This is a genomic window from Micromonospora marina (assembly GCF_900091565.1).
Taxonomy (GTDB): domain Bacteria; phylum Actinomycetota; class Actinomycetes; order Mycobacteriales; family Micromonosporaceae; genus Micromonospora; species Micromonospora marina.
The window spans coordinates 1-11,714 of sequence record NZ_FMCV01000034.1 but is presented as its reverse complement, the minus strand read 5'-3'; the positions used below and the strand labels follow the sequence as shown (position 1 = coordinate 11,714).

At 71.4% G+C, this 11,714-nt stretch carries 8 protein-coding genes and 2 pseudogenes; 7 read left to right on the top strand and 3 right to left on the bottom strand.

Features of this window, described 5'->3' with window-relative positions; genetic code table 11:
- Positions 1 to 349 precede the first annotated feature (349 nt).
- From GA0070215_RS26485 to GA0070215_RS26455, 7 genes are all read left to right on the top strand, one after another.
- On the top strand, positions 350 to 2,689 hold the full coding sequence (locus GA0070215_RS26485; protein WP_141708256.1) for a M20/M25/M40 family metallo-hydrolase: 2,340 nt from the start codon (positions 350 to 352) through the stop codon (positions 2,687 to 2,689).
- A gap of 73 nt (positions 2,690 to 2,762) precedes the next feature.
- Entirely contained in the window at positions 2,763 to 4,580 is a 1,818-nt protein-coding gene (locus tag GA0070215_RS26480; RefSeq protein ID WP_091051222.1) for a non-ribosomal peptide synthetase, read from the top strand.
- Positions 4,571 to 5,815: a cytochrome P450 gene (locus GA0070215_RS26475; RefSeq protein ID WP_091051218.1), complete on the top strand. Its 1,245-nt coding sequence runs from the start codon at positions 4,571 to 4,573 to the stop codon at positions 5,813 to 5,815. Before GA0070215_RS26480 ends, GA0070215_RS26475 begins: the two co-directional genes overlap by 10 nt.
- Before the next feature lie 14 nt (positions 5,816 to 5,829).
- Entirely contained in the window at positions 5,830 to 7,092 is a 1,263-nt protein-coding gene (locus GA0070215_RS26470) for a cytochrome P450 (RefSeq protein ID WP_018789038.1), read from the top strand.
- Positions 7,089 to 7,418 (top strand): acyl carrier protein, encoded by a 330-nt coding sequence (locus tag GA0070215_RS26465; RefSeq protein WP_091051216.1) that lies wholly within the window; start codon positions 7,089 to 7,091, stop codon positions 7,416 to 7,418. The genes GA0070215_RS26470 and GA0070215_RS26465 overlap by 4 nt, the downstream gene beginning before the upstream one ends.
- On the top strand, positions 7,409 to 8,665 hold the full coding sequence (locus GA0070215_RS26460) for a cytochrome P450 (protein WP_091051212.1): 1,257 nt from the start codon (positions 7,409 to 7,411) through the stop codon (positions 8,663 to 8,665). Before GA0070215_RS26465 ends, GA0070215_RS26460 begins: the two co-directional genes overlap by 10 nt.
- Entirely contained in the window at positions 8,662 to 9,411 is a 750-nt protein-coding gene (locus tag GA0070215_RS26455) for a thioesterase II family protein (RefSeq protein WP_091051208.1), read from the top strand. Before GA0070215_RS26460 ends, GA0070215_RS26455 begins: the two co-directional genes overlap by 4 nt.
- 113 nt (positions 9,412 to 9,524) lie before the next feature.
- Here the strand turns inward: GA0070215_RS26455 and GA0070215_RS29925 are convergent.
- The 3 genes and pseudogenes from GA0070215_RS29925 to GA0070215_RS26445 all read right to left on the bottom strand — a co-directional run.
- Positions 9,525 to 9,980 (bottom strand): annotated as a pseudogene (locus GA0070215_RS29925) (hypothetical protein); the annotation flags it as partial.
- 76 nt (positions 9,981 to 10,056) lie between these two features.
- Positions 10,057 to 10,662: pseudogene (locus GA0070215_RS26450) on the bottom strand (IS3 family transposase); the annotation flags it as partial.
- Between the two features lie 437 nt (positions 10,663 to 11,099).
- A partial coding sequence (locus GA0070215_RS26445) for a VOC family protein (protein WP_091051200.1) occupies positions 11,100 to 11,714 on the bottom strand: 615 nt, incomplete at its 5' end.

Genomic DNA, 11,714 nt, shown 5'->3' with positions numbered 1-11,714 from the left:
CGCGTATGACGGAGAACGGCGCCGCGTCGAGCGGGTTCCCAGCAGCGACATTGGCGAAGAGTAGCCCCGCCGGATGGGTCTGGCAACGCACCATCGGCGTTAAATTTCTGCGCCCACCCGGAAACCTCTGCCCGGCACGCGAAATCACACCACGGGGTCGATTGCTCACGGCAAGCCACGACAGGCTCACCGGCCGGGCAACATCTCAGTCTTCAATAGAGTCCGTGCGGAACGCCGTCCTCGAGAAGCATTCCGAGACCATTGCGCGGCCTAAATTGTTCTGCTAGACAATGGGACCACACAGCGATCCGGCAAGCCGGATGTCGACGCGCTCGGCGAGGAGGTGGTCGTGCTGAAGGTGTCGCGGGGCGCCCCCGTGGTGGGCGCCGCACTGCTGCTGGCCGCCGCTTGGTCCGCGTTGGCGTCCGTGGCGACTCCGGGACCGATGCCGTCCTCGACGCCCGACAACCAGTTCTCCGCCGAGCGCGCGATGGCCCACATCCGCGCCGTCGCCACCGCCCCCCGCCCCACCGGCAGCCCCGGCGCCGAGGCGGCCCGCGATTACCTGGCCCAGACTCTCACCGGCCTCGGCGTCAGCCCGACCAGTCACGTCGCCGACGTCTGCCGTCCCGGTCCCGCCGAACCCGCCTGTGGACGGGTACAGAACCTGTCCGCCACGATTCCCGGCCGGGACGCGCGGGGAACCGTCGTGCTCGTCGCGCACTACGACTCAGTGCCCGGTGGCCCCGGCGCCTCGGACAACGGCCTGGGTGTCGCCACCGCCCTGGAGATCGCGCGAGCCCTCCTCGCCGGCCCACCCCCGGCCAACGACGTCCGCCTGATATTCACCGACGGCGAGGAGGCGGGGCTGCTCGGCGCCGCAGCGGCACTCGACACAGGGCTGCTGCCGGACCCGGCCTCGACCGCGATCGTCAACCTGGAGTCACGCGGGCAGTCCGGCCCGGTCGTGATGTTCGAGAGCGGAGACGACAACCTCGCCATGGCCCGGGCGCTCCACAGCAACGCCGCCGTGGCCACCTCTCTCGCGGAGCTCGTCTACCGGATCCTCCCGCACGAGACTGATTTCAGCGTGTTCCGGGCCGCCGGCTACACCGGCCTGAACGTCGCTCCTGTAACGGGTTCAGCCCGCTACGACACCGCTCGCGACGATCTGTCCGCCGTCGATCCGGCGACCCTGCAGGACATGGGAGACTCCGTGCTGCCGGCGGTACGCCGACTCGCGCGCACCGATCTGCCCGCCGTACTCGGTGCCGGTCCTTCGACCTACTTCCCCGTCTTCGACCGGCTCGTCGTGCTGCCCACCACGGCGGCGTACGGTCTGGGGCTCCTGGTGGCAGCTCTCGTCGCGTCGGCCGTGGTCGTCGCCGCCCGGCGCGGGCAACTCCGGGCCAGCCGGGTGGCGCTCGCCGCCGCCGGTCTGATCGGCGTGCCGCCGGCCGCCGGCCTGGCCGGGGCCGCCGGCTGGTGGACAGCGATACACCTGCGGCCCGACCTGGTCGGTTTCGTGCTCGGTGACCCCTACACGCCCCTCCTGGCGTACACCGGCTTCGCGGTCGCCGCCGCCGCGATCGCCCTCGCCGTCACCAGCCTGGTCCGCCGCGCAGCGCGCGGACCCGAAGTACTCGCCGCCGGGCTCGTCCTCGCCACCCTGGTCGGTGCCGCCGCCCTGATCGCCGCCCCCGGCGCCGCTTACCTGTTCCTGCTACCCGCCGGCGCGGGGACCGCCGCCCTCGCAGTCGGCCACCGGGGCGGCGTCCACCCACGGTGGCTCGCCGGGGCCGCTGCGGCGGCCGTGACGCTCGCTACCTGGCTGCCGCCGACGCTGCTGCTCTTTCCGACCACCGGGCTCTCCCTGGTCGCCGTACCGATGGCCGCGCTCGGCCTCCTGGTGGCAGCGGTCGCCGTCCTGCTCGATCCGCGCGCCGGTCCGGGGCTGCCGCCGGTCGGGCAGGCCGACGGTGGTGAGGCACCCCAGCGGCCCGCCGCACGTCGGCTGCGCGTCGCGGCGGTCGCGCTGCTGGCGGTGTCGGGACTGGCCGTCGGCGTCGGTGACGCGGTCACCGATCCCTCTGACGACCGGCACCCCCGGCAGGTGTCGCTCATCTACTCCTGGGATGCCGATGCCGGCATCGCCACCTGGCTGAGCCCCTACCCCGCACCGAACACCTTCGTCGACCGCTACGTCGGCGGCCGACCGACCGCCCCCGACAGATCGCTGCCGCTGCTCTACTCGCCGACCTACCGCAGCGGCCCAGCCCGGGTCGTTCCGGTGGTCGAGCCGTGGACCACCGTCGCCGCGGACCGCACCGCCGGCACCACCCGGACGGTCACGTTCCGCGTGGGTAGCACCGACGCCGCCGCCAACCGCATCGGCGTGTACGTCGACGGCGAGGTCCGCGCCGCGCGGGTCGCCGGGCGACCGCTCGCCGGCGGCGTCAACCGCTGGTCTGACGCCGGCTGGCGGTGGGGGTTCACCGTCGTCGGCGCGCCCGTCGAGGGCACCGAGGTCCAGCTCGACGTCCCGGCCAATACCCCGGTGCGGGTACGGCTGCTGGCCCAGAGCGCGCAGTTGCCGGCGGCGGCCCTCGACGCACCGATGCCGGACGACGTCATCGGTGCCATCGGGCCGGCCGTCCAGACCCTGGCCGCGGTGACCCGGCAATGGTGACCCTGCATCCGTCCCCCGCGCGCTTCCTCGCCGACGCTCTGCCCGGCGCCCCACGACCCCTTGGCGGTGAACCGTGACCAGCTTGCTTCCCCACCCCGTCCGGCCTGATCTGCGGACGACCATCACGCAGCTCGTCGCGCACTGGGTGCACGTCGCCCCCGACGCGCCCGCGATCCGCTACGGGGCGGACGAGATGCGCTACGGCGAACTGTCCGCCCGCGCCGACCAGCTCGCCGCGCGGCTGGCCGAGCACGGGGTAAGCCTCGAGACGGCGGTGGCGGTCGTGCTGCCCCGGGGCCCGGAGCTGGTCGTGACGATGCTCGCGGTGCTGCGGGCCGGCGGGTACTACGTGCCGCTGGATCCGGCCTACCCCGTCGAGCGGCAACGATTCATCCTCACCGACTCCCACGCCACCCTGGTGGTCACCGACGCCGCCCACGCCGACAAGCTGCCCGCCGACTCGCCACCCGTGCTCCGCATCGACGACCAGGACTCGTACGACCCGGCCGACGGCGTGCGCACGCCTCCGGTCGATGCGACGCCGGACGGCGCCGCGTACCTGATCTACACCTCCGGGTCCACCGGCCGCCCCAAGGGGGTGGTGGTCGACCACGCCAGCGTCACCGAGCTGGTCACCACCGAACCACGGATCGCCATCGCGCCGGGAGATGTGGTGGCCCAGCTCGCGCCGACGTCATTCGATGCCTCGACCTTCGAGATCTGGGGAGCGCTGTGCCGGGGCGGGACGCTTGTGCTGTTCGACACGACCGTCGTGGGTGTCGCCGAGCTCGCCGCCCAGATACGCCGCTGGCGGCCCGACTGGCTCTTCCTGACCACCGGGCTGTTCCACCTGATCGCCCGCTACGACCCGGCCGCCCTGGACAGCGTCGGATGCCTGATCGCCGGTGGTGATGTGTTGTCGCCGGAGTACGTGGCCGAGGCCGCCCGCCGGACCCGCCTCTACGCGGCGTACGGGCCGACCGAGACGACTGTCTTCGCCTCCCTGCACGCCGTCACCGCGCCCACGCCAGACCGGGTGCCGATCGGGACGCCGCTGGCCGGCATGCACTGGCGGGTGCTCGACCCGCAGTTGCGGCCGGTCCCCGACGGCGAGATCGGCGAGATCGTCCTCGGCGGCGTCGGGATCGCCCGCGGCTACCACGGTCAGCCGGAGCTGACCGCCGAGCGCTTCCTGCCGGATCCGTTCAGCCCTGAGCCGGGCCGGCGCATGTACCGCACCGGGGACCGGGGCGCCCGCCGTCCCGACGGCGCCCTCGACTTCCACGGACGGCTCGACCGGCAGGTCAAGATCCGCGGCTTCCGGGTCGAGCTGGGCGAGATCGAGGCGGTTCTGCGGCGCCACCCGGACCTGGCCGATGCTCTCTCGGTGGCGGTCAGCACCAACGCCGAGGAGAAGCGGATCGCCGCCTACGCGGTGCCCCACCCGGGCCGGCAGGTAAACACCTTCGCCCTGCGGGCCTGGCTCGGCGAGCGGCTGCCCGGCTACCTGATGCCGGCGACCCTGGTCCTCCTCGAGGACCCGCCGCTGGACCCCAACGGCAAACCGGACCGGTCCCGGCTGCCCGCACCGTGGACCGCCCGTGCCGACCTGCCCGGCCTGCCGGACTACTGCGCGCCCGCCACCGACCTGCAACGGCTGCTCTGCGAGGTCAGCGCCGAGGTGCTCGAACTCGACCAGGTCGGCGTCGACGACGACTTCTTCGAACTCGGCGGTGACTCGCTGCGCAGCGTCTGGCTCCTCGAGCGCCTCCGGAGCGTCGGCGTGGAGATCAGCGCCGGGGAGTTCTTCGGCGGTCCGACCCCACGCGACCTCGCCGACCTGGCCGGCGCCCGGTCGGCACGGACCCCGGAGGCGGCACGATGGAGCTGAGCGCCGCCACCCCCCGGGCGCTTGTCGAGCTCGGTGACATCGACTTGTACGACCCGGCCGCCTACCAGACGGCCGACCAGCACGCGACCTGGCGGACCCTGCGGCAGAACGCCCCGGTGTGGTTCCACGACCGCCCGGGGGCAACCGGCTTCTGGTGCGTCACCCGGCACGCGGACTGCGAGACCGTCATCAAGGACCACCAGACGTTCAGCTCGCAGGAGGGGACGATCCTCGCCTCGGTCGGGGTCGGCGACGCGGCGGGCGGGCAGACCATCACCCTGATGGACCCGCCGCGGCACGGGACGGTCCGGGGCCCGACGATGCGGGCGCTCGGCCACGCCGTCGTACGGGATCGCGCCCCCCGGATCCGGGAGCGGGTACGCGACCTCGTCGCCCCCTGTCACGACGGTGAGCAGGACTTCGCGCGGTTGATGCGGCGACTGCCGATGATCATCGCCGGGGAGCTGATGGGCGTTCCCGAGCGCTACTGGGACGACATCGCCATCTGGGCGGCGGCCTGCATCGCGCCCGACGACCCGGAGTACGCGCTCGCGTCGACACCGGCCCGGACCCTGCGGATCGCCCACCACGAGCTGTTCGCGTGCTTCCGCGAGCTGATCCAGGACCGGCGACGGTCTCCGCGGCAGGACCTGATCTCCGTACTGATCTCGCTCGACGCCCTCGACGACCGGGAGGCGCCGGTCCAGGACTGGCGGATCCTGCTCAACTGCTACAGCTTCATCCTGGGCGCCAACACCACCACGCCCCACGTGGCCAGCCACACCCTGCTCGCGCTCGTCGACCGGCCCGACGTGTGGGCGCAGCTCACCGACCCCGCCGCCGTCGCGGGACTGGTCGAGGAGGGCGTCCGGTGGACCTCGCCGACGCACCACCTGGTCCGTCGGGTCACGGCAGACACCAGCATCGGCGGCGTGTCGATCCCCGAGGGCGACTGGGTGGTCGCGTGGGTCGCGTCGGCCAACCGGGATTCGGCGGTCTTCACCGACCCGTTCACCTTCGACATCCAGCGCGCGCCGAACCGTCACCTCGGCTTCGGTGGCGGCCCGCACTACTGCGTCGGAGCACCGTCGTCGCGGTTGGCCCTGTCCATCCTCTTCGAGGAACTGGCCGCCGCGTACACCCGGTTCGACCGGACCGGACCGCTGGTCCACCTCCAGTCGAACTGGATCAACGGACTCGTCTCGATGCCCGTGCAGGGCATCCCACGGCACTGAGGAAGGCGCTGGCCATGCGGATGGCGGAACCGGCGAGCACCCCGCCGCCCACCCTCGACACCATCGACCTGTACGACCCCCAACGCTACGTCGACTCCTCGCAGCACGGGGCCTGGCGGCTGTTACGCGACCAGGCGCCGATCTGGGCGCAGCAGACCCCCGACGGCAGCACCTTCTGGTCGGTCACCCGATACGACGACGTGACGGCGGTGCTCCTCGACGACGAGAACTACGGCTCCGAGCACGGCACCATCCTCGCCGTCACCGGCGGCGACCCGGCCGGGGGCCGCACCATCAACCTGATGGACCGACCCCGCCACACTCGGGTCCGCCAACCCACCATCCCGCTGATGTCCATGCACGCTGCCCGCCGCCACGCGCCCCGGGTCCGCGACCGCATCCGTCGGATCGTCCGCGACCGACTCGCGGCTGGCGGGGTGACCGACTGGACCGAGCTGACCCTGGCCCTGCCGATGGTCGCCGCCGGCGATGTCATCGGCATTCCCGAGTCCGCCTGGTCCGACGTGTCCCGGTGGGCGATGGCCGGGGTCGCGCCGGACGATCCGGCGTACGCAACGGGTTCGGCGAGCGCTACCCTGCACCGCGCCCACCTGGAACTCTTCACCGTCCTGAACGAGGTGATCCGGGACCGTCACCGCCGCCCGCAGGACGATGTCGTCTCCGAGCTGCTCCACCTCGACGTGGGCGGACGCCGGCTCGACCAGCAGGAGGTGCTGCTGAACTGCTACAGCTTCGTCATGGGGGCGGTCACCACGACCCCGCAGGTCGCCGCCCACCTGGTGCTGGCGCTGGCCGAACGGCCCGAGGCGTGGCACACCGTACGCGCCCGTCCCGACCTGGTCCCGCGTGCCGTCGAGGAGGCCCTGCGGTGGGCTTCGCCGACCAACCACCTGCTCCGCCGGACCCTCGCCCCGGTCCGACTCGGCGAGGTCGACCTCGGACCGGGAGAACTCGTCGCCGCCTGGATCGGCGCGGCCAACCGCGACGAACGGATCTTCACCGACCCCTACCGGTTCGACCCGGCCCGCACCATCAACCCCCACCTCGCGTTCGGCGTGGGCGTGCACCGCTGCATCGGCGCACCGCCGGCCCAGTCCGTGCTGCGGATCCTCCTGGCGGAGATGATCGGGCAGCTCGACGGCTTCGAAGTGGCCGGGCCGGTGGTCCACCTCCGCTCCAACTTCATCAACGGCATCACCCAGCTGCCGATCGACTGTCGACCGGTGCCGGCCCGGCAGGCCGGAGTGCTGGTATGACCGGCCCGGTCGGCGCGGGTGCGACCCCTCCTGTCGTACGCCCACGTAACCCCGACCTGTCCAGCGAGTACCGTGCCCCCACGACCGAATTGGAGGAACAACTCGCCACGTTGTGGCAGGCCCGCCTGGGCCTGGACCAGATCGGGGTCGACGACGACTTCTTCGAGCTGGGCGGGCACTCCCTGCTCGCGGCCGAACTTCTCGTCGAGATAGAGCAGACGTTCGGGGTGACCGTACCCGCCGCCACCCTCTACCTTGATCCGACCGTGGCCGACCTGGCCGCCGCGATCGACGAAAATCGTGCCGGGAGCGGCGCGTGCGACTGATCCCCGCCCCGCCAGGCCCCGACCGACCGGCTCCGCTCGATCTCGCCGACCCGACCATCCACGCGACCGACGACCCGCACGCCGCCTGGCGCTGGGCCCGGGCCCACGCTCCCGTCTCCTGGCAACCCACCGGAGGACTCGGATTCTGGTCGGTCACCCGGCATGCTGACGTCCGGATCGTGCTGCGTGACCACCAGACGTTCACCTCGGAGCGGGGGACTCTGCTGACCCTGCTGGGCAAGCCGGACCCGGCCAGCGGCCGGCAACTCGCCGCGACCGATCCACCCCGGCACACCCGCATGCGGGCACCGCTGCACGGGCAACTTGACACCGCCGCCGTCGCCCGGCACGCGCCGATGATCCGCGCGCGAGTCGCCACCCTGCTGTCAGACCTGCCCGAGGAGGGCGTCGTCGACCTCGCAGGGATCTTCAACCGGTTGCCGGTCGCGGTGCTGAGCACGCTGATGGGATTGCCGGACGCCGACTGGGACCGGCTCACCCGGCTGGCGATGATGGCGATCGCACCCGACGACGAGACGTGGCAGTTACCCCGTGGGCCCGTCGCCACCTTGCAGCGGGCCCACCGAGAGCTGTTCGCCTACTTCCAGGACCAGGTCCGGCAACGACAGCGACGGGGTGGGGACGACCTGATCGGTACCCTGCTGGCCTTACAGGTCGATGGTGCCGCCCTCGATCCCGGTGCCGTACTGTCCAACTGTTACAGCCTGCTGCTCGGGGCGGCCGTGACCGTGCCGAACGTGCCGACGGCCGCCCTACTCGAACTGGCCCGCTCAGGTGACTACGGCCGGTTGTCGGCCGCTGGTCCACGCCTCGACCTGCTGGTCGAGGAGGCGCTGCGCTGGGCGTCACCGGCGAACCACTTCCTGCGCCACACCACTCGCGAGACCGAGCTCGGCGGAGTTCAGCTGCCGGCGGGCGCACCGGTCGTCGTCTGGCTCGGCTCCGCCAACCGCGACGAGAGCGTCTTCGTCGACCCGTACGTCTTCGTACCCGACCGGCAGCCGAACCGGCACGTCGCGCTGGGCGGCGGGGCGCACTACTGCATCGGCTACGCGCTGGCCCGGCTGATGCTCACCGCCGTGTTCGACGAGTTCTTCGCCCGGGTGGCGGAGGTGCGACCGGTGGACGGGGTGCGGCACATCCGGTCGACCTTCGCGGCCGGTTTCACTCACGCGCCGGTCCGGGTGACCCGCCGGACTTCCGCCGGCACCGGGGGTGCGCGGTGACGTCGCCCGCCCGACGCCGCCGGGCGCCTCGCTGGCTGCTGCGCGATCCATCCCCGGACTCGGCTGCCCGGCTGTTCTGCCTGCCGTACTCCGGCTGCGGAGCGAGCATGTTCCACCGGTGGCCCAGGTTCATCGGTGATCTGGAGATCTGCCCGGTGCAGCCGCCCGGGCGGGAGAATCGGATCCGGGAACCTGCTCCCGCCACGTACCAGGACCTCGCCGGGGCACTGATCCCCACACTTCGTCCACACTTGGACCGCCCGTTCGGCTTCTTCGGTCACTGTGGCTCGGCGCTCGCCGCATACGAGGTCGCCGCCCAACTGGTCGCCGCCTGCGGCCCGACACCGCGGTGCGTGGTCGTCTCGTCCGAGGTCGCTCCCCAGGACGGACCCTACGGTCGGTTCCTGAGCATGAATCGGGCCGAACTCACCGTCGAGATGGCCGCGATCGTGCGGCACCTCGGCGGTACACCGGTCCCGGACCTACTCGATCTCGCCGTCACCACGCTGGCGACCGACGTCGCCGCCAACGCGGCGTACGTCGTACCGGATCCGACGCGGCTGCCTGGTCGCGTGCTCGCGCTCTCCTGGACCGACGACGCGGACGTCCGGCCGGAGCAGATGAAGGGCTGGGACCGGTGCGGTGACACCCGGTTCGTCACGCTGCCCGGCGGGCATTTCACCTTCCTCGATCCACCCGACGTCCTGCGCGATGTGCTCCTCACGGAGCTGCTGGCACCGTCGTGATCGGGGCGAGGTGGGAGACCGGGGTCGCGTGGATCGGCGCGACGGATCCGGCCGTCCCAGCCTTCAGGAGACTCCCCGTCGCGGGAGGAACCCAAGCAGGCGGCGCTCGACGGTCATCCCGGCGTATCGAGCCCGCCTGTCCGCTGCCACTGAAGTTGGTCCCCGTTACCTTTTTGATCGTCCCCAGCCGGGGACTGCTCGGTCGCTCGGTCCGGTATGACTACCTGCCCCTGTCGTACGCATGATCCGGGGGGTGTTGTCGCCGGGCCGGGTGGCGTCGGCGGACCGCTGATAGGGACCCGGCCGCCCCTCGTGGGTAGGTCTCTCCGTAACGTGGCTGCCGGCAGTCCAACGCTCTGACCAGCGGCCGAGCCCTTGTGGACCATGGGGAGGCGAGACGTGTCAATCCCCTGGAATCGTGGAGGACTCGGTTGTGCGGCCTGGTCCTCCAGGACGCGGATTGCCGATCGCTCGTAGTCGTTCGGTGAGCGTCCGCCGCAGACGGAATGGCGGCGGCGACGGTTGTAGAAGTCGGTGATCCAGATGGCGATCTTTAGTCGGGCCTCGGTGCGGGTGCGGAACTGGTGGCGGTGGACGTCCTCGACCTTGAGGGTGGAGAAGGTGGCCTCGGCCGGCCGCGGCGTTGTCGTAGCACGAGCCGACCCGGCCCATCGACTGACGTACCTTCCAGCGGGCGCACGCCCTGGCGAAGTCGGCCGAGCAGTATTCGCTGCCCCTGTCGCTGTGGAAGATCACTCCGGCGACATCGCCGCCGCGGGTGACCGCGGCCATGTTCAGCGCGGCGACGACCAGGCCGGCGTCGTGCCGGTCGCCCATGGCGTAGCCGAGGATGCGTCGGGAGTACAGGTCGATGACGGTGGCGAGGTAGAGCTTGCCCTCACCGGTGACGATCTCCGTCATGTCGCCGCACCAGGCCACGTCAGGCGCGGACGCGGTGAACCGGCGCTTGACCAGGTCCGGGGCGGCTGGCCGCTTGCCCTGCCGGGTCAGCCCACGCCGGCGCCGCTTCGCTCTGGCGACCAGGCCCAGCTCGGCCATGAGCTCGGCGACCGTGGTGTCCGACACCCGCCAGCCCTGTTCGCGTAACTCGTCGCCGACGCGAGGACTGCCGTAGGTGCCACCCGAGGCGTCGAAGACACGCCGGACCGCGTCCGCCAGCCTGGTCCTACGGTCCTGGCGGGGTGTCGGCGGACGCTCCCGCCACTTGTAGAACCATGACTCGCGTTGCACAGCTCGTCGAACGGCATCCACGTCTGCTGGAGGACATCGATGGCAGGTGCGCCGCGGTACGCGCCCTGGTACCGCTGCTGTATGAGGCGGCAAACCCGGACGAGGCGGTCCGCGTTGGGCGACGCATCGTCGAGCTCACCGGGGTTGGGGTCGACACCGTCGCAATCGCCGCGCTCACACACCTTGTAGACGCTCTGAATCGCGCCTAACTCGCTCTCGAGACGGCCGCAGAATCTTGAGCCCTGAGATGGAGCGTTCGACCGCGACCTCATCTGCCGAGAACGGTGCGTCATCGAGCCCCTGATGCGGCCGCACCGGCGGACCGGCGAAATCCACCGCGTACGTTGTGTAGGCCAACAGACGAACGTGACGGGGTCGTGTTGCTATGACGCTGTGGAGTCCTCCTCATCGGCGTCACAGGGTGGCCGGTGCGTCAGTCAGGCCGTGGCGGGCATCCACCGCTTGAGCAGCGTGGGGTCGGCGACGACGGACTCGACCTGACGACGCTCCTCCATGGTCAGGCTGAGTTGCCGAAGCCTGGCGCCCCACTCCGGTACCCGTTCCGACTCCTCCAGTGCCGTCGACAGCTCGATGAGCACGGCCAGCGCCATTGCCTGCTGCACGGCCGGTGCGCTGTCGCCGTGGCGGCGCAGTCCCGAGTTCAGTGCTCGGAAGGCATGCCGGTCGTCGTTCTTGAACTCGCGCAGGATCCGAGCGTTGTCCAGAACTCGGGCAAGCCCTTGCAGCTGCTTGGAGCCGCCGTACTCCACCTCCGTCGGCTCGTCCCGCTGGATGAAGATGATCGAGTTTCCCGACGGGTCTGTGACGGTGAACCGTGAGGTGCCGGGCCGGTACCGCGTTATCCGAGGTAGCCCTTTGGCAAGCACCTTTCCGTACGTGCGGCGCATCGCCTCGGTGAACGCTGCGTGGTACGGCGCGACCGTATCGACCATTACCAGGCATCCGCCGGTGTTCTCCGACGGGTCCAGGTTCCTGGACGCGCGCCCGTAGTGCAGCTCGAATCCGCGCCACCGGAACGCCAGGTATAGGTA